We start from the raw sequence: 23001 nt of genomic DNA, 5'->3' as shown, positions 1-23001 counted from the left end.
GCCTTACAGCATCCCGCAGTCGCTCGATTCCGCGGTCTTGCCCATCAGCATCAATTGCGGGTCCCGCACGTGGCTGATGAAGGACCACAGCTCATCGACCAGCGGCTTCGGGCTGGCCGCCGAGCGGTACAGGCGGATATCGAGGCTGGTTGCCCACGAGGCCGGCCCCGCCACCACCAGCTTGCCCTCTTTCAGCTCGTCGCTGACGCAGCTCTCCGGCAGCCAGCCCACCCCGTGCCCGGCCACGACCATGGCCTTCAGGGCCTCCGACATATGGGTCTCGAAGCAGCGCTGCAGCCCGTAGGGCTCCGGCGCATTGAGCAGGATCATCTCGACCACGTTGCCAAGGAACGCGCCGGATGAATAGGCCATGAAGGGCAAGGGATTGGCGCTCGTGCCCGGCAGCCGGAAGATCGGCTGCCCTTGCTTGTCCGGCGCCGAGAACGGCAGGATCCGCTCGACGCCCAGCATCAGGAACGGGAAGCCGTTCGGGTCAAGCAGGATCGGCAGCTGCTGATGGTGGTAGCCCAGCAGGATGTCGCAATCGTCATCCACCAGTTGCTGCACGCCCTCTGGCACGTTTACCGCATGCACGCAGGCGCTCAACGAGCCGAAACGCCCGTGCAGGTACTTGAGCCAGGACGGGAAGAAGGTAAAGACCAGGGTGTGCGCCACCGAGAAGCGGATGACCTTGTCGCTCTCGGCAAGGGGCTGGCGGCTGCTCAGCAGCGCGCGTGCGGCATAAGCGTCACGCAGCAGGTCGGCGGCCAGCCGGCGGAACAGCCAGCCTGCCGTGGTCAGGGTTGCCGGATGCACGCTGCGGTCGACCAGGCTGACGCCAAGCCACTCCTCAAGGGCCATGATGCGCCGGCTGAACGCCGACTGGGTGATATGCCGGTCGGCAGCCGCGCGCGAAAAACTGCGCGTTTCAGCCAAGCACAGGAAGTCTTCAAGCCACTTGGTTTCCATATTGGAATGTACTCAACATCAGGGGGAGGGACGCGCTGTCCATGGCAGATCATACGGCAGCGCGGCGCTGCACAAATCGGTGGAAGCCCGATAGCACCATGCAAATTTTGCGCCACATTATTCCGAAATTGCAACATCCCTCCCCGGCCTCGCGCGGACAAGCGCAAGGCGCCGAGTACTCGACTGGTGCTCGCCTAGTACTCGGTTAGTACTCGCTTAGTACTTCCAGAAGATCTTCTGCAGTTCCTTGGTGTCGTTGGTCTTGGTCAGTGCCAGCGCCATCAGGATGCGGGCCTTCTGCGGCAGCTGGTCGTCGGTCACCAGCCAGTCGTACTTGTCGTCCGGCTGCTCGGCGTTGCGGACCACCACGCCGCTGCCGGTGCGCGAGGCACGTACGATCTGCACGCCCTTGGCGCGGGCGGCCTTGAGCGGCTCGACCATGTAGTCGCCCACGCTGCCGTTGCCGGTGGCGGCATAGACGATGGCCTTGGCGCCGTTCTTCACCGCGGCATCGATGCTGGCCGGATTGACGTTGCCGTAGGCGTACACCAGGGCCACTTCAGGCAGCTTGTCGATCTTGTCGATGTCCCATTCGGTCTGCATGGTGTGCGGGCGCGCCGGCAGGCGGTAGTACAGCGTGCGGCCTTCCACCACGTAGCCCAGCGGGCCAAACGGCGAGCGGAAGGTCTCGATCTTGAAGGTGTTGGTCTTGGTGACGTCGCGCCCGGTGTGGATCTCGTCGTTCAGCACCGCCAGCGTGCCCTTGCCTCTGGACTCCGGGCTGGACGCCACCAGCACCGCGTCATACAGGTTAAGCGCGCCGTCCGCGCCCAGCGCCGTGCCCGGACGCATCGATCCCACCACCACGACCGGCTTGTCGCTCTTGAGCGTGAGGTTGAGGAAGTAAGTGGTTTCCTCGATGGTGTCGGTGCCGTGGGTGATCACGATGCCGTCCACGTCCGGCTGCTTGAGCAGTTCCGAGACGCGCTTGCCAAGCTTGAGCAGGCGCTCGTTGTTGAAGCTCTCCGAGCCGATCTGGAAGACCTGCTCGCCCTTGACATTGGCGACCTTGGAGATCTCCGGCACCGAGGCGATGATCTTGTCCACCGGCACCACGGCCGACTGGTAGGCGGCGGTGTTGGTGGCCGCGGCGCCCGCGCCGGCAATGGTGCCGCCGGTGCCGATGATCACGATATTGGCCTTGCGGGCTTCGCTGGCCTGTGTCGGCGCGCCGGCGGCAGGGGCGGAGGGAGCAAGCTGGGCATGGGCAGCGCCGGTGGTCAGGCAGGCGGCAAGCAGCAAGGCGCTGAGGGGTTTAAGACGTGCAAAACGCTTCATGGTGGTCTCCATGCGTTGGATTTCGGGCGCTCGGTAAGTGCCCGCCAGATGGTGATGATAAGTGATGAGCGGGCGATGATACGGCAACCAAAAAGCGCCCGTATCCGTATAAGCCCTGATATGGCGATGCAAAATTCGCGGCGAAGTATGCGGAAAAATCATCACCCGGCGAAGCCCCCGCCTGCCGCGCTCCGGCCGCTCCTGGCGCCTTGCCGATAGCGCGGGTGCCGCATGAGTATTTCGTGCCGCGCCATGACAAATTCGCATCAAGGTCGCTACCTGCCGGCGGATTACCTAGAGTCAACTCCTCCCTGATGTAAATTTGCGAGGAGCAATGCAATGACCGCTGGAACCTTTAGAACCGAACATGACCTCCTGGGCGATCGCGAGGTCCCGGCCGATGTCTACTACGGTGTGCACACCCTGCGCGCGGTAGAGAACTTCCCGATCACCGGCACCCCTATCTCCATCTACCCCGAGCTCATCAAGGCCCTGGCCTACATCAAGCAGGCAGCCGCGCTGGCCAACCACGAACTGGGCCTGCTCGACGAGCCCCGCTGCGACGCCATCGTCGCCGCCTGCGCGGAACTGCTTGGCGGCAAGCTGCACGATCAGTTCGTCGTCGACGTGATCCAGGGCGGCGCCGGCACCTCGACCAACATGAACGCCAACGAGGTCATCGCCAACCGCGCGCTCGAACTGATGGGGCACAACAAGGGCGAGTACCAGTACCTGCACCCGAACGAGCAGGTCAACATTGGCCAGAGCACCAACGACGTCTACCCATCCGCCCTCAAGATCGCCACCTGGTTCGGCATCCAGGGCCTGGTGGATGCCATGGGCGTGCTGCGGGGCGCCTTCGAGCGCAAGGCCGAAGAGTTCAGGCATGTCCTGAAAATGGGCCGCACCCAATTGCAGGACGCCGTGCCCATGACGCTGGGCCAGGAGTTCAGCACCTACGCCGTGATGCTCGGCGAGGACGAGGAGCGGCTGCGCGAGGCCGCCCTGCTGATCTGCGAGATCAACATGGGCGCCACCGCCATCGGCACCGGCATCACCGCGCACCCGGACTACGCGCCGCTGATCCTCAAGCGGCTCAAGGAGATCACCGGCATTCCGCTGATGACCGCGCCGAACCTGATCGAGGCCACGCAGGATTGCGGCGCCTTTGTCCAGCTGTCCGGCGTGCTCAAGCGCGTGGCGGTCAAGCTCTCCAAGACCTGCAACGACCTGCGGCTGCTGTCCAGCGGCCCGCGCGCCGGCCTGGGCGAGATCAACCTGCCGGCCATGCAGGCCGGGTCCAGCATCATGCCCGGCAAGGTGAATCCCGTCATCCCGGAGGTGGTCAACCAGATCGCGTTCGAGGTCATCGGCAACGACATCACGGTCAGCTTCGCGGCCGAAGCCGGCCAGTTGCAGCTCAATGCCTTCGAGCCGATCATCGCGCACAGCCTGTTCAAGAGCGTGAGCCATCTGCGCAACGGCTGCCTGACGCTGGCCGAGCGCTGCGTCAACGGCATCACCGCCAACGAAGAACGCCTGCGGGCCACGGTCGAGAACTCCATCGGTATCGTGACCGCCCTGAACCCGTACATCGGCTATGCCAACGCCACCGCCGTGGCACAGGAGGCCCATGCCACCGGCGGCAGCGTGTACGAGATCGTGCTGCAAAAGGGCTTGCTGACCCGGGAGGAACTGGACCAGATCCTGCGCCCGGAAGTGCTGACGCAGCCAACCCCGCTGAGCCTGGCGCCCCGCGCACGCTGACCCCGGGGGACACGGCGCGTCCGGCGCCAGGCATGGCGCCACCGGCCCCGCCCTGCCCCGATACCGACGGTCAGACCAGGATCTGGCCGCAACCCCTGGAGACAACGCATCATGAAGGCAAACAAGCTCACAACCCGGATCATGATCGCCATGGTCCTGGGCATCGTCACCGGCTATCTCTGCAACCGCCTCGTGCCCGATGYGGCAATGGCCAAGGAGATCGCCGGCTACTTCTCCATCGTCACCGACGTCTTCCTGCGCCTGATCAAGATGATCATCGCGCCGCTGGTGTTCGGCACGCTGGTGGCGGGCATCGCCGGCATGAAAGACGCCAGCGCCGTGGGCCGCATCGGCATCAAGGCGCTCGGCTGGTTCATCACCGCGTCGCTGATATCGCTGCTGCTCGGCATGTTCTTCGTGGACCTGCTGCAGCCCGGGCATGCGCTGAACCTGCCACTGCCCGAAATCGGCACCGCCACCAACCTCAAGACCTCCACGCTGAACCTGAAGGACTTCATCACGCACGTCTTCCCCAAGAGCGTGTTCGAGGCGATGGCGCAGAACGAGATCCTGCAGATCCTGGTGTTCTCGCTGTTCTTCGGCTTTGCCATTGCGTCGTTCAAGGGCAAGGTGGGCCATCACCTGGTGGCGTCGATCGAGGAACTGGTGGCGATCATGCTGCGCGTCACCGATTTTGTGATGCGCTTCGCGCCGCTCGGCGTGTTTGCCGCGGTAGCCGCCGCCATCACGGTGCAGGGCATTGGCGTGCTGTTTACCTACGGCAAGTTCATCGGCGGCTTCTACCTGGGCTTGCTGGTGCTGTGGCTGGTGCTGACCGCGGCGGGCTACCTGTTCCTGGGCGGGCGGGTGTTCACGCTGCTCAAGCTGATCCGCGAGCCGACGATCCTGGCGTTCTCCACCGCCAGCAGCGAGGCGGCCTACCCCAAGACCATGGAGCAGATGGAGAAGTTCGGGGTGCCCAACAAGGTGACCGGCTTCGTGCTGCCGCTGGGCTACTCGTTCAACCTCGACGGCTCGATGATGTACCAGGCATTTGCCGCGCTGTTCATCGCCCAGGCCTACAACATCGAGATGAGCCTGACCCAGCAGATCACCATGCTGCTGGTGCTGATGGTCACCAGCAAAGGCATCGCCGGCGTCCCCCGTGCCTCCATCGTGGTGGTGGCGGCGACCCTGCCGATGTTCAACCTGCCGGAAGCCGGCCTGCTGCTGATCCTGGGCATCGACCAGTTCCTCGACATGGGCCGCACCGCCACCAACGTCATCGGCAACAGCATCGCCACGGCTGTCGTTGCCAAATGGGAAGGCGAGCTTGGCGCCACGCAGGACCCGGATGCCGTGGGGGCCCTGGAGGCCCAGGACATTGCGCAAGCGCCTTCGCAACAACCCCGCGGCGGCCAGGCGCGGGTAATCCCTGACACCCCCGCATGAAATCTCATAACGATCACCCCGCCTGAATATGGATTCCCGACCGGGCAGCCGGCCGGTCACGGCGGGATCCCTTTCCAATCAATCACTTGCGCAACCTGCACAACCGCGCTTGCAGTGGCACACCTCTTGCTGAATAGCTCTGCCACTGCAGCACCCGACACAACCAAAACAGAACACGTGGAGACACTATGAGCGCACGAGAAGCGGGCGATCTCGATCCTATCGAGACCGCGGAATGGCTGGAGTCCTTGCAAGCGGTGACCCAACACCGCGGAGCCGAGCGTGCTAACCAGCTGGTCAATACGCTGGTGGACGAGGCGCGGCGCGATGGCCTCTATGTGCCGCGCTCCCTGACCACGGGCTACCGCAACACCATCGCCCCCAAGGATGAAGCGCAATCGAGCGGCGATCGCGCCATCGAGCATCGCCTGCGCTCGATCATCCGCTGGAACGCCATGGCGATCATCCTGCGCGCCAACAAGGAATCGTCGGAGCTGGGTGGCCACATCGCCAGCTTCCAGTCGGCGGCCACGCTCTACGACATCGGCTTTGGCCACTTCTGGCACGCGCCCACCGACACCCACGGCGGCGACCTGCTCTACATCCAGGGCCACAGCGCGCCGGGCATCTATGCCCGCGCCTTTGTCGAAGGGCGGCTCACCGAGCAGCAGTTGCTGGGCTACCGGCAAGAGACCGGGGGCACCGGGCTGTCCTCCTACCCGCACCCCTGGCTGATGCCGGACTTCTGGCAGTTCCCCACCGTGTCGATGGGCCTGGGGCCGCTGATGTCGATCTACCAGGCGCGCTTCCTCAAGTACCTGCAAGGCCGCGGCCTGGCGGACACGGCAGCGCGCAAGGTGTGGGCCTTCATGGGCGACGGCGAGATGGACGAGCCCGAATCGCTGGGCGCGATCTCGCTGGCCGGCCGCGAGCGGCTGGACAACCTGATCTTCGTCATCAACTGCAACCTGCAGCGGCTGGACGGCCCCGTGCGCGGCAACGGCAAGATCATCCAGGAGCTGGAATCGGTCTTCCGCGGCGCTGGCTGGAACGTGATCAAGGTGGTCTGGGGCGGCGGCTGGGACAAGCTGCTGGCCAAGGACAAGAGCGGCCTGCTGCTAAAGCGCATGGAGGAATGCGTCGACGGCGAGTACCAGGATTTCAAGAGCAAGAGCGGCGCCTACGTGCGCGAGCACTTCTTTGGCAAGTACGAGGCACTCAAGGCGCTGGTCGCCGACATGAACGATGAGGAAATCTGGGGCCTCACGCGCGGCGGCCACGATCCCGAGAAGGTGTTTGCCGCCTACGCGGCGGCCGTGAAGCACACCGGCGAGCCGACGCTGATCCTGGCCAAGACGGTCAAGGGCTATGGCATGGGCGAATCCGGCGAAGGCCAGATGATTGCCCACCAGGCCAAGAAGATGACGCAGGACGCCCTGCGCGGCTTCCGCGACCGCTTCCAGATTCCGGTCAGCGACGAGCAACTGGCCGACGTGCCCTTTATCAAGCCGGCCGAGGACAGCCCGGAGATGCAGTACCTGCGCGCCCGGCGCGCGGCGCTGGGCGGCTACCTGCCGGCACGCCGCAGCAAGTCCACCTCGCTGGAGATTCCGCCGCTGTCCAACTTCCAGCGCCTGCTGGACAGCACCGGCGAGCGCGAGATCTCCACCACCATGGCCTTCGTGCAGATGCTGGGCACGCTGGTCAGGGACAAGGCCATTGGCAAGCACGTGGTGCCCATCGTGCCCGACGAATCGCGCACCTTCGGCATGGAAGGCATGTTCCGCCAGCTGGGCATCTATTCGTCGGTCGGCCAGCTCTACAAGCCGCAGGATGCCGACCAGCTGATGTACTACCGCGAGTCCAAGGACGGCCAGGTGCTGCAGGAAGGGATCAACGAGGGCGGCGCGATGTCCAGCTGGATTGTGGCCGCGACCTCGTACAGCACGAGCAACGTGCCGATGATCCCGTTCTACATCTACTACTCGATGTTCGGGCTGCAGCGGGTGGGCGACCTGGCGTGGCTGGCAGGCGATATCCGCGCGCGCGGCTTCTTGCTGGGCGGCACCGCCGGGCGCACCACGCTCAACGGGGAAGGCTTGCAGCACGAGGACGGCCATAGCCACATCATCGCCGGCACCATCCCGAACTGTGTCTCCTACGACCCCACCTTCGCCTATGAAGTGGTGACCATCGTGCGCGAGGGCATGCGCCGCATGTACGAGCAGCAGGAGGATGTGTATTACTACATCACCCTGATGAACGAGAACTACACGCACCCGGGGCTGGCCGAAGCGAGCGCCGGCGCCAGCACCGAGGAAGGCATTCTCAAGGGCCTGTACCTGCTCAAGGACGGTGGCAAGGCCGGCAAGGGCGGGCTGCGCGTGCAGCTGATGGGCAGCGGCACCATCCTGCGCGAGGTGATCGCGGCGGCCGAGCTGCTGAAGGCGGACTTCAACGTGACCGCCGACATCTGGAGCGCCCCCAGCTACAACGAGCTGCGCCGCGACGGCATGGCCACGGAGCGCTGGAACCTGCTGCATCCCACCGAGCCGCGCCGCAAGAGCTGGGTCGAGGCGAGCCTGGATGGCCATGACGGCCCGGTGATCGCCTCCACCGACTACATGCGCAACTACGCCGACCAGGTGCGCGAATACGTGCACGCCGCCGGGCGCCGCTACGTGGTGCTCGGTACCGATGGCTTTGGCCGCAGCGACTACCGCGCCAAGCTGCGCAGCTTCTTCGAGGTGGACCGCTACCACGTGGCCGTGGCCGCGCTCAAGGCGCTGTGCGATGACGGCGCGATCAAACCCGCGGTGGTAGCCGAGGCCATTGCCAGATATGGGGTGGATAGCGAGCGCGCAGCGCCGTGGACGGTCTGACAGGCGAAGGAATAAAGACAATGAACCAAGCCATTGAAATCAAGGTGCCCGACATCGGGGACTTCAAGGACGTGCCGGTGATCGAGCTGTTCGTCAAGGTGGGAGACCTGGTCAAGGCCGAGGACCCGCTCGTCTCGCTGGAGTCGGACAAGGCCACCATGGACGTGCCCGCGCCGCATGGCGGCGTGGTCAAGCAGATCCACGTCAAGCTGGGCGATGCCGTCAGCGAAGGCAGCGTGCTGATGCAGTTCGAAGGCGCTGGGGCCGGCACTGCCGCCGCCGCGCCGGCGCAAGCCGCCAAGCCCAGCGTGAGCGCGCCGCCCTCCCCGGTCAGCGCGCCCGCCGGGCTGGCCGAAGTGCGCATTCCCGACATCGGCGACTTCAAGGACATCCCGGTGATCGAGATCTTCGTCAAGGTCGGCGATACCGTGAAGGCGGAGGACCCGCTGCTGTCGCTGGAGTCCGACAAGGCCACCATGGACGTGCCGGCCCCGCTGGGCGGCGTGGTGCGGGAGATCCGCGTCAAGGTGGGAGACACCGTCAGCGAAGGCAGCGTCATCATGGCGCTGGCCACCGGCGACGCGCCGGCAGCGACGGCGCCGGGCGCCGTGGCCGCCGCGCTTGCTGCCCCTGCCGCACCCGCCGCCGCCGCTGCCGCTGCCGCATCCGGTGGCGTCGACGAAACCGCTTTTTCCCTTGCCTATGCCAGCCCGGCAGTACGCAAGCTCGCCCGGGAGACCGGCGTGGACCTGGGCAAGGTGCCCGGCAGCGGAGAGCACGGCCGCATCCTGCGCGCCGACGTAGAGGCCTTCGCCCGCCCGGGCGGCGCCGTGGCGCCCGCCACCAGGCCCGCCGCCGCGCCAGCGGCTGGCGGCGCCGGCCTGGACCTGCTGCCGTGGCCCAAGGTCGACTTCGCCAAGTTCGGCCCGGTCGAGCGCAAGGAACTGAGCCGCATCAAGAAGATCTCGGGCGCCAACCTGCACCGCAACTGGGTGGTGATCCCGCACGTCACCACGCACGACGAAGCCGATATCACCGACCTGGAGCCGTTCCGCGTGCAGATGAACAAGGAACTGGAGAAGCGCGGCGTCAAGATCAGCATGCTGCCCTTCATGATGAAGGCGGCCGTGGCCACGCTCAAGGCATTCCCCGAGTTCAACGCGAGCCTGGACGGCGACACCCTGGTGCTCAAGCAGTACTACCACATCGGCTTTGCGGCCGACACGCCCAACGGCCTGATGGTGCCGGTGATCCGCGACGTCGACAAGAAGAGCATCCCCGATATCGCGCGGGAGATGGGCGAGCTGGCCAAGCTGGCGCGCGAGGGCAAGCTCAAGCCCGACCAGATGTCGGGCGGCACCTTCACCATCAGCTCGCTCGGCGGCATTGGCGGCATCAACTTCACCCCCATCATCAACGCGCCCGAGGTCGCGATCATGGGCGTGTGCAAGAGCTTCTGGAAGCAGCACTCCAGCGACGGCAAGAACTGGGCTTCGCGCCTGACGCTGCCGCTGTCGCTGTCATGGGACCACCGTGTCATCGACGGCGCCGCGGCTGCCCGCTTCAATGTCCATTTTGCCAACCTGCTCGCCGATCTGCGGCGTGTGCTGTTCTGAGGGGCGCGCTGCAATGACCCAACGTGTCGAAGTCAAAGTGCCGGATATCGGCGATTTCAAGGATGTCACGGTGATCGAGGTCATGGTCAAGCCCGGCGAGACCATCGCCGTGGATACCAGCCTGATCGCGGTCGAGTCCGACAAGGCCTCGATGGAGATCCCATCCACCCACGCCGGCGTGGTCAAGGAGATCACGGTCAAGGTCAACGACAAGGTGAGCGAGGGATCGGTGATCCTGGTGCTGGAGGCTGCCGAGGCCGCCGCAACCGTTGCCGCGCCCGGCGCGCCGGCGCCGGGGGCCCCATCGGCGCCGCCCAAGCCAGCGCCGGCCCCCGTGCCCGTCCCCAACGCTGCCAGCTACACCGGCAAGGCGGACATGGAATGCGAAATGCTGGTGCTGGGCGCCGGCCCGGGGGGCTATTCCGCCGCGTTCCGCAGCGCCGACCTGGGCATGAAGACCGTCCTGGTGGAGCGCTACGACACGCTTGGCGGAGTCTGCCTCAACGTGGGCTGCATCCCCTCCAAGGCGCTGCTGCACACCGCATCGGTCATGGATGAAGTGGCGACCCTGCCGGACCACGGCATCCGCTACGGCGCGCCCGAGATCGACCTGGACAAGCTGCGCGGCTTCAAGGACAGCGTCATCAAGAAGCTGACCGGCGGCCTGGCCGGCATGGCCAAGGCGCGCAAGGTCGAGGTGGTGACCGGCGTCGGCAGCTTCCTCGATCCGTATCACCTGGAAGTGGTGGCGGCCGACGGCGGCAAGCGCGTGATCAAGTTCGCCAAGGCCATCATCGCGGCGGGCAGCCAGGCGGTAAAGCTGCCCTTCATGCCCGACGACGAGCGCGTGGTCGACTCCACCGGCGCGCTGCTGCTCAAGTCCATCCCCAAGCGCATGCTGGTGGTGGGCGGCGGCATCATCGGGCTGGAAATGGCCACGGTCTACTCCACGCTGGGCACGCGCATCGACGTGGTGGAGATGCTGGATGGCCTGATGCAGGGCGCGGACCGCGACCTGGTCAAGGTCTGGGAAAAGAAGAACGCGCACCGCTTCAACCACGTCATGCTGAAGACCAAGACGGTGGGGGCCAAGGCCACCGCAACCGGCATCGAAGTCAGCTTCGAAGGCAAGGAGGCACCGGCGCCGCAGGTCTATGACCTGGTGCTGGTGGCGGTGGGCCGCAGCCCGAATGGCCGTGCCATCGGCGCGGATAAGGCCGGCGTGGCCGTCACCGAGCGCGGCTTCATCGAGGTCGACAAGCAGATGCGGACCAATGTCGCGCATATCCATGCGATCGGCGACATTGTTGGCCAGCCGATGCTGGCGCACAAAGCGGTACATGAAGCGCATGTGGCCGCCGAGGCCGCGCACGGCGAGCCCGCCTTCTTCGACGCGCGGCAGATCCCGTCGGTTGCCTACACCGATCCCGAGGTGGCCTGGGCCGGCAAGACCGAAGACCAGTGCAAGGCCGAGGGCATCAAGTTCGGCAAGGCCGTGTTCCCGTGGGCCGCTTCGGGCCGGGCCATCGCCAACGGCCGCGACGAAGGCTTCACCAAGCTGCTCGTCGACGAAGCCACCCATCGCGTGATCGGCGGCGGCATCGTCGGCACGCATGCCGGCGACCTGATCAGCGAGATCTGCCTGGCCGTGGAGATGGGCTGCGAGCCCGCGGATATCGGCAAGACCATCCATCCGCACCCGACGCTGGGCGAATCGATCGGGATGGCGGCCGAGGTGTTTGAGGGGCATTGCACCGACCTGCCGCCTGTGAAGAAGAAATAAGAAGAAGCAATAAGCAATAAGCAATACGCGAGAGGCGCACGGCGCGGCWTTTTCGCCGTGCGCCACGCCCAAGAGATCACAAGACTGTCTATCGCCGATCTGGCGCCCCGACCGAGCCACAGAGACAACCATGACCGAAAACCTTCGCGAAGCCGCACTCGACTACCACCGTTACCCCACGCCCGGCAAGATCTCCGTGACGCCGACCAAGGCAATGGCCACGCAGCGCGACCTTGCCCTCGCCTACTCTCCGGGCGTGGCCGACGCCTGCATGGAGATCGTGCGCGATCCGGCCGAGGCAATGAACCTCACGTCGCGCGCCAACCTGGTCGCCGTGATTACCAATGGCACCGCGGTGCTGGGCCTGGGCAATATCGGGCCGCTGGCGGGCAAGCCGGTGATGGAGGGCAAGGGCTGCCTGTTCAAGAAGTTCGCGGGCATCGATGTGTTCGACATCGAACTGGCGGAGGACGACCCGGATGCGCTGATCGACACCATCGCCCGCATGGAACCGACCTTTGGCGGCATCAACCTGGAAGACATCAAGGCGCCCGAGTGCTTCTACATCGAGAAGAAGCTGCGCGAGCGCATGAAGATCCCGGTCTTTCACGACGACCAGCACGGCACCGCCATCGTGGCCGCCGCGGCCATCCTGAATGCGCTCAAGCACGTTGGCAAGGATATCGCCGAAGTCAAGCTGGTGGCATCCGGCGCCGGCGCCGCGGCACTGGCCTGCCTGGACCTGATCGTCAACCTGGGCCTGCCAATCGGCAACGTGTTCGTCTCCGACAGCAACGGCGTGGTCTATCAGGGCCGCAAGGAGGCGATGGACCCGAACAAGGCGCGCTATGCGCAGGACACGTCCGCGCGCACGCTGGCCGACATCATCGGCGGCGCGGACATCTTCCTGGGGCTGTCGGCCGGCGGCGTGCTCAAGCCGGAGATGGTCAAGGTCATGGCGCGCGACCCGATCATCCTGGCCATGGCCAACCCCACCCCGGAGATTGCGCCGGAGGCCGCGCTGGCGGTGCGCCCCGATGCCATCCTGGGCACCGGCCGCTCGGACTATCCGAACCAGGTCAACAACGTCCTGTGCTTTCCGTTCATCTTCCGCGGTGCGCTAGACGTTGGCGCCACCACCATCAACGAGGAGATGAAGCTGGCCGCCGTGCGCGCCATCGCCGAACTGGCGCATGCGGAAATCCCCGAAGTGGTCGCGCAGGCGTACGGCGCGGCGGGCCTGCGCTTCGGCGCCGAATACCTGATTCCCAAGCCGTTCGACCCGCGCCTGATCGAAGCGGTGGCGCCCGCCGTGGCCAAGGCCGCGATGGACAGCGGCGTGGCAACGCGTCCGATCGCCGACATGGAGGCGTATCGCCAGCGCCTTGGCCAGTTCGTCTACCAGTCGCGCAGCGCCATGGGGCCGGTGTTTGCCGCCGCCAAACGCGCGCCCAAGCGGGTGATCTACGCCGAAGGCGAGGACGAGCGCGTGCTGCGCGCCGCCCAGGTGGTGATCGATGAGGGCATCGCGCGCCCGTTGCTTGTCGGCCGCCCCGCTGCCATCGTCCAGCGCATTGCGCAATTCGGCCTGCGCCTGCAGCCCGGCGTGGATTGCGAGTGCGTGGACCCACTGGACCCCGCCGTCTATCGCGACGCGGCCGAGGCGTACTACCAGCTGAGTTGCCGCGACGGCGTCTCGCGGGCGCTGGCACAGACGGAGGTGCGCAGCCGCGGTACGCTGCTGGGCGCCATGCTGGTGCGCCAGGGCCGGGCCGACGCCATGCTGTGCGGCACCGTGGGCCGCTTCCAGGACCACCTTGGCTATGTGCGGGACACCATCGGCCTCAAGCCCGGCAGCGAGACGCTCGCCGTCATGCAGATGCTGATGCTGCCGGGGCGCCAGCTGTTTATCTGCGACACCCACGTCAACCTCGACCCGACGGCGCAGCAGATCGCCGACATTACGCTGCTGGCGGCCGAGGCGGTCCGGCGTTTCGGCATCGCGCCTAGCGTGGCCCTGCTTTCCCACTCCAACTTCGGCGGCTCCACCGCGCCGGCGGCGGTGAAGATGCGCGAAGCGCTGGCGCTGGTGAAGGCGCGCGAGCCGTCGCTGGCCGTCGAAGGCGAGATGCGCGGCGATGCGGCGCTGTCCAAGCCCATCCTGGAACACGAGTTCCCCGAATCCTGCCTGCCCACCGAAGCCAACCTGCTGGTGATGCCCAACGTGGACGCCGCCAACATCTCGTACAACCTGATGCGCATCGCCGCGGGCGGCGGCATCACGGTGGGCGGCATCCTGCTCGGCGCCGCGCGCCCGGTGCACATCCTGACGTCTTCATCGACGGTACGCCGCATCGTCAACATGAGCGCCGTGGCAACGGTCGACGCCGGCGCGCAGCGCGCAACGGCCTGGGCAATCGACTGACCTGCCCCCCGACGACGCCGGCGGCCAAGCAACCCCAACGAGGAGACACCCATGGACAATGACAATCACCCCAAGCCGTTGTACCGATCCCTGTACTTCCAGGTCATCACCGCGATCGTCATCGGTGTGATCCTCGGCCACTTCTATCCGCAGGCCGGCGAGGCGATGAAGCCGTTGGGCGACGGCTTCATCAAGCTGATCAAGATGATCATCGCGCCGATCATCTTCTGCACGGTGGTGGTCGGCATCGCCGGCATGGAGGACATGAAGAAGGTCGGCAAGACCGGCGGGCTGGCGCTGCTGTACTTCGAGGTGGTAAGCGCCATTGCACTGGTGGTGGGTCTCGTGATCATCAACATCGTCAAGCCCGGGGCGGGCATGAACGTCGACGTAAGCACGCTCGATACCAAGAGCATCGCCGCCTATACCGAGCCCGGCAAGATACAGGGCACGGTGGATTTCCTGCTGCATGTGATCCCCAATACCGTGGTGGACGCGTTCGCCAAGGGCGAGATCCTGCAGGTGCTGCTGTTTGCCGTGATGTTTGGCTTCGCGCTGCATAAGTTCGGCGGGCGCGGCACGCTGGTGTTCGACTTCATCGAGAAGTTCTCGCATGTGCTGTTCACCATCGTCGGCTACATCATGAAGGTGGCCCCCATCGGCGCGTTCGGGGCCATGGCGTTTACCATCGGGAAATACGGCGTGGGCTCGCTGCTGCAGCTTGGCCAGCTGATGGCGACGTTCTATGCAACCTGCCTGTTCTTCATCTTTGTCGTGCTTGGCGGCATCGCGCGCGCGCATGGGTTCTCGATCTGGAAGTTCATCAAGTACATCAAGGAGGAACTGCTGATCGTGCTGGGCACGTCGTCGTCCGAATCGGTGCTGCCGCGGATGATGGCCAAGCTGGAGAACCTGGGCGCGCGCAAGTCCGTCGTGGGGCTGGTGATCCCCACCGGCTACTCGTTCAACCTGGATGGCACGTCCATCTACCTGACCATGGCGGCCGTGTTTATCGCCCAGGCCACCAACACCGACATGAGCCTGACGCAGCAGCTCACGCTGCTGGCCGTGCTGCTGCTCACCTCCAAGGGCGCGGCCGGGGTCACCGGCAGCGGCTTCATCGTGCTGGCGGCCACGCTGTCGGCGGTGGGCCATGTGCCGGTGGCGGGCCTGGCCCTGATCCTGGGCATCGACCGCTTCATGTCGGAGGCGCGCGCGCTGACCAACCTGATCGGCAACGGCGTGGCCACGGTGGTGGTGGCGAAATGGACCGGCGACCTGGACGTGGCGCGCATGCACCGCCGGCTGGACAACGAATCGGACGCCGAGGCCGACGAACCGGAGGCCGTGCTCGATCCGATGGTGGCGCGCATGCCGGCCTCCGGCACCACGCTGACCCGGTGACCGGCAGGCCGCGATGAAACCTTCCACCTATCGTCCCGACGCCAGCGTCAAGGCACCGCACCGCATCGTCATCGTCGGCGGCGGCGCCGGCGGCCTTGAGCTGGCCACCCGGCTGGGCAACACCCTTGGCCGGCGCCGGCAAGCCGAAGTCACCCTGATCGAGAAGACCCGCACCCACGTGTGGAAGCCCAAGCTGCACGAGATCGCCGCCGGCAGCATGGACATGAGCGCGCATGAGGTGGGCTATCTCGCGCAATCGCACTGGCACCACTTCCGCTACCGCGTCGGCGAGATGGTGGGCCTGGACCGGGAGCGCCGTGAGGTGCTGGTGGCGCCCTATGTCGACGACGAAGGCACGCAGATCACACCGCCGCGCACCTTTGGCTACGACACGCTGGTCATCGCGGTGGGCAGCCAGAGCAATGACTTCGGCACCCCTGGCGTCTACGAGCACGCCATGCGGCTGGAGTCCGCCGCGGACGCGCTGCGCTTTCACTCGCGCATGGTCAATGCCTGCATCCGCGCGCATGCGCAGACCGCGCCGCTGCTGGCCCAGCAGCTGCACGTTGCTATCATCGGCGCCGGCGCCACCGGGGTGGAACTGGCGGCCGAGCTGCACCGCACCACCCGCGAGGTAGTGGCCTTCGGCCTGGACCGGGTCGACGCCGACAAGGACATCCGCGTTACGCTGATCGAAGCCGCGCCGCGCGTGCTGCCGGCGCTGCCGCCACGCCTCTCAAGCGCCACGGAGAGCCTGCTGCGCAAGCTGGGCGTGGATGTGCTCACCGACGCCAAGGTGGCCGAGGTGCTGCCCGGTGGCGTGCTGCTGGGCGATGGCCGCCTGCTGCCCGCGGAGCTGGTGGTATGGGCGGCGGGCGTGAAAGCGCCTGACTTTCTCAAGGACCTGGCGGGCCTTGAGACCAACCGGATCAACCAGCTGGTCGTGCACCCCACGCTGCAGGCCAGCCGCGACGAGAACATCTTCGCGATCGGCGATTGCGCGGCGTGCGCGTGGCCCGAGGCCAATCAGGGCAAGGGCGGGTTCGTGCCGCCGCGCGCCCAGGCCGCGCACCAGCAGGCCTCCCACATGGTCAGGCAGGTCCGCGCCCGCATGGCGGGCAAGCCGCTGGCCGACTACCGCTACCGCGATTTCGGCTCGCTGGTGTCGCTGGGCGAGTTCAGCACCGTGGGCAACATGATGGGCGGCCTGATCGGCGGCAGCCTGATGGTGGAGGGACTGTTCGCCCGGATGATGTACCTGTCGCTCTACAAGATGCACGAACTGGCCTTGCACGGCTTTGCCAAGGTGGCGCTGGACACGCTGGCGCGCTCCATCGTCCGGCGCACCGAGCCGCATGTGAAGCTGCACTGAGCCCCGTGGCGCCGTCCCGCACACGCAATCGCACTCTTCCGGACCCCATGACCAATCCCACACCCGATCCCTCCCGCTGGATTACCGAGCTCTTGAGCGCGCAACAGACCATGCTGCGCGCGTTCGGCGCCGCTCCCGGCCATGCGCCGCAGGACGACGACGCCACGCCCGCGCCGGTCTCCATGCTGGCGGCGGCGCGCGCGCTTGCCGCCTGGCCGGAACAGGCCCTCAGGCAAATGAGCGCGCTCTGGCCGGCGGGCGAGCCTGCCGGCACCGCGGACCGGCGCTTTGCCGCACAGGCCTGGCGCGACGACCCGCGCTTCGCGCTGGCGGTGCGCCACTACCAGAGCTACGCCACGCTGCTGCAAGGCGCGATCGAGCAGGCGCCGGCCGATGCGCAGACCAAGGGCCAGTGGCAGTTTGCGCTGCGCCAGGTGCTGGATGCGCTCAGCCCTGCCAACTGCCTGGCCACCAACCCCGAGGCGCTGCAGCTGGCCGTGGACTCCGGCGGCGCCAGCCTGGTGGAGGGCATGCGCCTGTTCCTGCAGGATCTGGCCAAGGGGCGCGTCTCCATGACCGATGAGCAGAGCTTCGAGGTTGGCCGCAACGTGGCCACCACGCCGGGCGCCGTGGTGCATGAGAACGCGCTGATGCAGCTCATCCAGTATGCGCCGGGCGAGGGCAAGGTCCATCAGCGCCCCCTGCTGATCGTGCCACCCTGCATCAACAAGTTCTACATCCTCGACCTGCAGCCCGAGAACTCTTTCGTCGCCCATGCGGTGGCGCAAGGGCATACGGTGTTCCTGGTGTCCTGGCGCAACGTGGCGCAGGCGCAGGGGCACCTGACCTGGGACGACTATCTCGAACAGGGCGTGCTGCGCGCCATCGACGTGGCGCAGGACATCACCGGCGCCGATCGCGTCAACACGCTGGGCTTCTGCGTGGGCGGCACGCTGCTGGCATGCGCGCTGGCTGTGGCCGCCGCGCGCGGCGAGGACAAGGTTGCCAGCGTCACGCTGCTCACCACGATGCTGGATTTCCACGACACGGGCGAGATCGGGTTGCTGGTCAATGAAGCCATGGTCGCCATGCGCGAGGCCACGATCGGCCGCGGCGGGCTGCTGCGCGGCCGCGAGCTGGCCCATGTGTTCGCGGCGCTGCGCGCCAACGACCTGATCTGGCCTTATGCCGTCAACAGCTACCTGAAGGGGAGCGCGCCGCCCGCGTTCGACCTGCTGTCCTGGAACTGCGACGACACCAACCTGCCCGGGCCGATGTACTGCTGGTACCTGCGCAACGCCTACCTGGAGAACCGCATGCGGGTGCCCGGCGGCACGGTGCAGTGCGGCGAGCCGGTGGACTTTGCCCGGGTCCAGGTGCCTGCCTTTCTCTATGCCTCGCATGACGACCATATCGTGCCGTGGGGCAGCGCCTATGCCACCACGCGCCTGCTGGGCGGGCCCACGACCTTTGTGCTGGGCGCCAGCGGCCACATCGCCGGCGTGATCAACCCGCCGGCCAAAGGCAAGCGCCACCACTGGACCGGGCCGCTCCAGGGCGATCCGCAATGCTGGCTCGACGGCGCCGAGCGCGCCGAAGGCAGCTGGTGGCCGGCCTGGACCCGCTGGCTGGCGCAACACGCCGGCGCGCGCACCGCTGCGCGCCGGTCGCCCGGCAACGCCGCGTACCCCGTGATCGAGCCCGCACCCGGGCGCTACGTCAAGGCGAAGGCCAGCTAGCTGCCAACCAGCCAGCCGCCCCGTCAATCCGCTATCCACCCTACCCCCAAGATTCACCCAGGAGAGTCACATGGAAGATGTTGTTATCGTCGCCGCGGCCAGAACCGCCGTGGGCAAGTTCGGCGGATCGCTCGCCAAGGTGCCGGCCCCCGAACTGGGCGCCACGGTCATCAAGGCCTTGCTCGAACGCAGCGGCCTGAAACCCGAGATGGTCGACGAAGTGCTGCTGGGCCAGGTGCTGACCGCTGGCAGCGGGCAGAACCCTGCGCGCCAGGCCGCCATCAAGGCCGGCTTGCCCAACACCGTGCCCGCCATGACCATCGGCAAGGTCTGCGGCTCCGGCCTGAAGGCCGTGCACCTGGCGGCCCAGGCCATCAAGTGCGGCGACGCGGATATCGTCATCGCCGGCGGCCAGGAGAACATGAGCGCGTCACCGCACGTGCTGTCAGGCTCGCGCGACGGCCAGCGCATGGGCGACTGGAAGCTGACCGACACCATGATCGTCGACGGCCTGTGGGACGCCTTCAACCAGTACCACATGGGCACCACCGCCGAGAACGTGGCCAAGGCCTACAACATCTCGCGCGAACAGCAGGACGCGTTCGCGGCCGCGTCGCAACAGAAGGCCGAGCTGGCACAGAAGACCGGCCGTTTCAAGGACGAGATCGTGCCGGTCTCGATCGTCTCGAAGAAGGGCACGGTGGTGTTCGATACCGATGAGTTCATCAAGCACGGCACCACGGCCGATGCCCTGGCGGGCCTGCGCCCGGCGTTCGACAAGGCCGGCTCCGTCACCGCCGGCAATGCCTCGGGCCTGAACGACGGCGCGGCGGCGGTGCTGATGATGTCGGCCAGCAAGGCGCGCGAGCTGGGGCTGACGCCGCTGGCCCGCATCGCCTCCTATGCCAGCGCCGGGCTTGACCCCACGATCATGGGCATGGGCCCGGTCCCGGCCTCGCAGCGTTGCCTGCAAAAGGCGGGCTGGAGCATCAACGACCTGGACCTGATGGAAATCAACGAGGCCTTCGCCGCCCAGGCGTGCGCGGTCAACCAGGAAATGGACTGGGACGCCAGCAAGATCAACGTCAATGGCGGCGCCATTGCCATCGGCCATCCCATCGGCGCGTCCGGCTGCCGCATCCTGGTCACCCTGCTCCATGAAATGGCGCGGCGCGATGCCAGGCGCGGCCTGGCGTCGCTGTGCATCGGCGGCGGCATGGGCGTGGCGCTGGCCGTCGAGCGCTAATCGAGTGCCAAGACAACATGCATTCCACAAGGAGAAAACAACGATGAGCAAGCAACGCGTAGTACTGGTCACGGGCGGCATGGGCGGCCTGGGCGAAACCATTTCCACCAAGATGGCCGATGCCGGCTACCGGGTGGCGGTCACCTATTCGCCCGGCAACACCACCCATGGCGAATGGGTTCAGCAGATGAAGGCACGCGGCTACGACATCCTCGCCGTGCCCTGCGATGTGGCGGACATCGATTCGTGCGCGAAGGCGGTGGCGGCCGTGACGGAAGTCGCCGGCCCGGTCGATGTGCTGGTCAACAACGCCGGCATCACGCGCGACATGACGTTCAAGAAGATGGACAAGGTGAACTGGGACATGGTGCTGCGCACCAACCTGGACAGCCTGTTCAACATGACCAAGCAGGTCGCGGACGGCATGGTCGAGCGCGGCTGGGGCCGCGTGGTCAATGTGTCGTCGGTCAACGGCTCCAAGGGCGCGTTCGGCCAGACCAACTACTCGGCCGCCAAGGCCGGCGTGCACGGCTTTACCAAGGCACTGGCCCTGGAGGTCGCCCGGAAAGGCGTGACGGTAAACACCATCTCGCCCGGCTACATCGGCACCAAGATGGTCACCGCCATTCCCGAGGAGATCCTGAATACCAAGATTCTCCCGCAGATCCCGGTAGGCCGCCTGGGCAAGCCGGAGGAAGTGGCGGGCCTGATCATCTACCTGGCCTCGGAGGAAGCCGCCTTCCTGACCGGCGCCAACATCGCCATCAACGGCGGCCAGCACATGCAATGACGCTGGCGCAGCGATGACGGCCATCTGGCAAGACAACAACAAGGCAAGGCAGCAACCGGAGACCATATGAAATCCATGGGCATCGATCACGACGCGCTGATCAAGCAGTTCGCGCAAGCGTCGGAAAAGCAAGGTCAATCCCTGCAACAGGCTGTCCAGCAGGCGACCCTCAAGGCGTTGCAAGGCCGGGAGCTGACCCTGAAGAGCATCAAGGACACGCTGAAGATGGTCACCCAGGCGGCCTCCGCCGGGGCGGCCAGCAGCGGGCTCGCCGGGCCGGGGCTGGAGCCGATGTTGTCCCAGGTCGCGCAGGGAATGGACGCCGCGCTGGTGCAGGCGGTGGAAGCCAATCGCCGGGCGTTGCAGCAGATCGTCGACCAGGGCGCCCAATTGCGCGAGACCCACCTCAAGAAGGCCGTGGCCGACATCGAGAAGATGGAGGACGCGCTGTTGGGCTCGGTCGCCAAATCCATCGGCGAGTTGCCGCAGTCGGTGCAGGGGCCGTGGTCGTCGGTGCTGGACGGCATGAAGCTAAAGGGCACGGCAACCGGCGCCAGTGCCACGGCGGTGGTCGAGCAACTGACCACCCAGGCGCGCGAGCTCGCGCGCGAGGGACGGGCCTTTGCGCAAAGCAGCACCGAAGCCTGGCTCGAGCACTACGCCACGCTGGTCAGCGGCGTGCTGATCGGCATGTCGAATGGCCTGAACGGGGAAGGCAAGCGCTGACCTCGCGGTAGCCGCACCGCCATGCAGCAACCGGGACGCCGCAAGCGCGGCGTCCCATCCACAACCCACGGAGGAGCCCGGACAGATGGATCCCATCCTGCTGGCGCGCATGCAGTTTGCTGCCAACATCACATTCCATATCCTGTTCCCGACCATCAGCATTGGCCTGGGATGGTTGCTGCTGTTCTTCCGCTGGCGCTATCTGAAGGCGGACTCGCCACCGCTGCGCCATGCCTGGCTGAGCGCCTACCGGTTCTGGACCAAGGTGTTCGCGCTGACGTTCGCGCTTGGCGTGGTCAGCGGCATCACCATGAGCTTCCAGTTCGGCACCAACTGGCCAGGCTTCATGGAAACGGTTGGCAATATTGCCGGGCCCCTGCTCGCCTATGAAGTGCTGACCGCCTTCTTTCTCGAAGCCGGCTTTCTTGGCGTGATGCTGTTCGGCCACGGCAAGGTGGGCGAGCGGATACACCTGATGTCGACCTTCTTCGTCGCCTTCGGCACCACGCTCAGCGCCTTCTGGATCCTGGCGCTGAACTCCTGGATGCAGACGCCACAGGGCTACGAGATCATCCATGGCGAGTTCCATGTGCAGAGCTGGCTCGCCGTCATCTTCAACCCGTCCTTCCCCTACCGCTTCTGCCACATGCTGCTGGCCTCGGCGCTGACCTGCGCCTTCCTGCTCGCGGGGCTGAGCGCTTGGCAGTTGCTCAAGGGCACCGGACAGCTATCCGCGCCCAAGGTGCTGCGGGTCGGGCTGACCCTCGCCGCCGTCGCGATCCCGCTGCAGATCGTGGTCGGCGACATGCACGGGCTCAACACGCTTGCGCATCAGCCCCAGAAGATCGCGGCCATGGAGGGCGTGTGGGAAACCGAGCGCGGCGCGCCCTTGCTGCTCTTCGCCATTCCCGATGCCGGCGCGCGCACCAACCGCGCGGCGATCGGCATCCCGCATCTCGCCAGCCTGATCCTGACGCACCGCGCCGACGGCGAGATCCGCGGGCTGAACACGTTCGGCGACGCGCATCCGCCCGTCCTGCCGCTGTTCTTCGCGTTTCGCGTGATGGTGGGCATGGGTGTGCTGATGCTGGCGGCCAGCTGGCTGGGCTGGTGGTGGTACCGCCGCGCCGGCTGGCAGCCGCAGCGGCTGCCGCGCGCGCTGCTGTGGGGATTCGCGGGCATGACCTTCTCCGGCTGGATTGCCACGGTGGCCGGCTGGTACGTCACCGAGATCGGACGCCAGCCCTTTATCGTCTACGGCCTGGTACGCACCGCCGACGTTGCCTCCAACGTGCCGGCGCCCCATATCGCCCTGACGCTGGCGCTGTTTGCGACGGTGTACCTCGCGCTGATCGTCGCCTACGTCAGCGTGCTCAAGTACCTGGCGGAGAAACCGGAAGTGCCGCTCGGGGCCGATCACACCGGACAACCCACACCTGCGCCCGGCGCGATCGCCGCGCACCCCTTGCCTGCCGGGAGCCAACCATGACCT

At 66.4% G+C, this 23001-nt stretch carries 15 protein-coding genes; 13 read left to right on the top strand and 2 right to left on the bottom strand.

What is annotated here, in order from left to right:
- Positions 1-3: 3 nt before the first annotated feature.
- Together AB4061_RS04380 and AB4061_RS04375 are read right to left on the bottom strand one after the other, a co-directional pair.
- Positions 4-969: a LysR substrate-binding domain-containing protein gene (locus tag AB4061_RS04380; protein WP_441631228.1), complete on the bottom strand. Its 966-nt coding sequence runs from the start codon at positions 967-969 to the stop codon at positions 4-6.
- A gap of 216 nt (positions 970-1185) precedes the next feature.
- A complete protein-coding gene (locus AB4061_RS04375) occupies positions 1186-2307 on the bottom strand; it encodes an asparaginase (RefSeq protein ID WP_441631226.1) in 1122 nt (373 codons plus the stop codon).
- 339 nt (positions 2308-2646) lie between these two features.
- On the opposite strand from AB4061_RS04375, the gene aspA reads away from it, so the two are divergent.
- From aspA to AB4061_RS04310, 13 genes are all read left to right on the top strand, one after another.
- Positions 2647-4074 (top strand): aspartate ammonia-lyase, encoded by a 1428-nt coding sequence (gene aspA / locus AB4061_RS04370; protein ID WP_441631225.1) that lies wholly within the window; start codon positions 2647-2649, stop codon positions 4072-4074.
- A 111-nt stretch (positions 4075-4185) separates the two neighbouring features.
- Positions 4186-5526: a dicarboxylate/amino acid:cation symporter gene (locus AB4061_RS04365; protein ID WP_441631223.1), complete on the top strand. Its 1341-nt coding sequence runs from the start codon at positions 4186-4188 to the stop codon at positions 5524-5526.
- Between the two features lie 188 nt (positions 5527-5714).
- Positions 5715-8408, top strand: a complete 2694-nt coding sequence (gene aceE, locus AB4061_RS04360) for a pyruvate dehydrogenase (acetyl-transferring), homodimeric type (RefSeq protein ID WP_441631221.1) — start codon at positions 5715-5717, stop codon at positions 8406-8408.
- A 20-nt stretch (positions 8409-8428) separates the two neighbouring features.
- On the top strand, positions 8429-10024 hold the full coding sequence (locus tag AB4061_RS04355; protein ID WP_441631219.1) for a dihydrolipoyllysine-residue acetyltransferase: 1596 nt from the start codon (positions 8429-8431) through the stop codon (positions 10022-10024).
- Between the two features lie 13 nt (positions 10025-10037).
- Complete coding sequence (gene lpdA, locus AB4061_RS04350) at positions 10038-11807, top strand: dihydrolipoyl dehydrogenase (RefSeq protein ID WP_441631217.1); 1770 nt, start codon at positions 10038-10040, stop codon at positions 11805-11807.
- A 130-nt stretch (positions 11808-11937) separates the two neighbouring features.
- The gene (locus AB4061_RS04345) at positions 11938-14232 is read left to right on the top strand and encodes an NADP-dependent malic enzyme (RefSeq protein ID WP_441631215.1); all 2295 of its coding nucleotides are present in this window, start codon (positions 11938-11940) and stop codon (positions 14230-14232) included.
- A gap of 51 nt (positions 14233-14283) precedes the next feature.
- Positions 14284-15636 (top strand): dicarboxylate/amino acid:cation symporter, encoded by a 1353-nt coding sequence (locus AB4061_RS04340; RefSeq protein WP_441631213.1) that lies wholly within the window; start codon positions 14284-14286, stop codon positions 15634-15636.
- Between the two features lie 13 nt (positions 15637-15649).
- Positions 15650-17008: an NAD(P)/FAD-dependent oxidoreductase gene (locus AB4061_RS04335; protein ID WP_441631211.1), complete on the top strand. Its 1359-nt coding sequence runs from the start codon at positions 15650-15652 to the stop codon at positions 17006-17008.
- A gap of 47 nt (positions 17009-17055) precedes the next feature.
- Positions 17056-18747 (top strand): class I poly(R)-hydroxyalkanoic acid synthase, encoded by a 1692-nt coding sequence (gene phaC / locus AB4061_RS04330; RefSeq protein ID WP_441631209.1) that lies wholly within the window; start codon positions 17056-17058, stop codon positions 18745-18747.
- Positions 18748-18817: 70 nt separating this feature from the next.
- Positions 18818-19993, top strand: a complete 1176-nt coding sequence (locus AB4061_RS04325) for an acetyl-CoA C-acetyltransferase (RefSeq protein WP_441631207.1) — start codon at positions 18818-18820, stop codon at positions 19991-19993.
- Between the two features lie 43 nt (positions 19994-20036).
- Complete coding sequence (phbB, locus tag AB4061_RS04320) at positions 20037-20783, top strand: acetoacetyl-CoA reductase (RefSeq protein ID WP_174425371.1); 747 nt, start codon at positions 20037-20039, stop codon at positions 20781-20783.
- Between the two features lie 66 nt (positions 20784-20849).
- Entirely contained in the window at positions 20850-21509 is a 660-nt protein-coding gene (locus tag AB4061_RS04315) for a DUF6781 family protein (protein ID WP_441631205.1), read from the top strand.
- Positions 21510-21594: 85 nt separating this feature from the next.
- On the top strand, positions 21595-22998 hold the full coding sequence (locus AB4061_RS04310; protein WP_441631203.1) for a cytochrome ubiquinol oxidase subunit I: 1404 nt from the start codon (positions 21595-21597) through the stop codon (positions 22996-22998).
- Positions 22999-23001: the final 3 nt, after the last annotated feature.

It is taken from the genome of Cupriavidus sp. YAF13 (assembly GCF_052113425.1).
Taxonomy (GTDB): domain Bacteria; phylum Pseudomonadota; class Gammaproteobacteria; order Burkholderiales; family Burkholderiaceae; genus Cupriavidus.
Note: the sequence above shows the minus strand (reverse complement) of the source record. Positions and strands in the feature narration are given on the sequence as shown.

Coding starts and splice junctions, on each gene's coding strand:
- AB4061_RS04310 (WP_441631203.1), top strand. CDS start 21,595: ATGGATCCCATCCTGCTGGCGCGCATGCAGTTTGCTGCCAACATCACA.
- AB4061_RS04335 (WP_441631211.1), top strand. CDS start 15,650: ATGAAACCTTCCACCTATCGTCCCGACGCCAGCGTCAAGGCACCGCAC.
- AB4061_RS04345 (WP_441631215.1), top strand. CDS start 11,938: ATGACCGAAAACCTTCGCGAAGCCGCACTCGACTACCACCGTTACCCC.
- AB4061_RS04375 (WP_441631226.1), bottom strand. CDS start 2,307: ATGAAGCGTTTTGCACGTCTTAAACCCCTCAGCGCCTTGCTGCTTGCC.
- phbB (WP_174425371.1), top strand. CDS start 20,037: ATGAGCAAGCAACGCGTAGTACTGGTCACGGGCGGCATGGGCGGCCTG.
- aceE (WP_441631221.1), top strand. CDS start 5,715: ATGAGCGCACGAGAAGCGGGCGATCTCGATCCTATCGAGACCGCGGAA.
- AB4061_RS04340 (WP_441631213.1), top strand. CDS start 14,284: ATGGACAATGACAATCACCCCAAGCCGTTGTACCGATCCCTGTACTTC.
- AB4061_RS04355 (WP_441631219.1), top strand. CDS start 8,429: ATGAACCAAGCCATTGAAATCAAGGTGCCCGACATCGGGGACTTCAAG.
- AB4061_RS04380 (WP_441631228.1), bottom strand. CDS start 969: ATGGAAACCAAGTGGCTTGAAGACTTCCTGTGCTTGGCTGAAACGCGC.
- lpdA (WP_441631217.1), top strand. CDS start 10,038: ATGACCCAACGTGTCGAAGTCAAAGTGCCGGATATCGGCGATTTCAAG.
- AB4061_RS04325 (WP_441631207.1), top strand. CDS start 18,818: ATGGAAGATGTTGTTATCGTCGCCGCGGCCAGAACCGCCGTGGGCAAG.
- aspA (WP_441631225.1), top strand. CDS start 2,647: ATGACCGCTGGAACCTTTAGAACCGAACATGACCTCCTGGGCGATCGC.
- AB4061_RS04315 (WP_441631205.1), top strand. CDS start 20,850: ATGAAATCCATGGGCATCGATCACGACGCGCTGATCAAGCAGTTCGCG.
- phaC (WP_441631209.1), top strand. CDS start 17,056: ATGACCAATCCCACACCCGATCCCTCCCGCTGGATTACCGAGCTCTTG.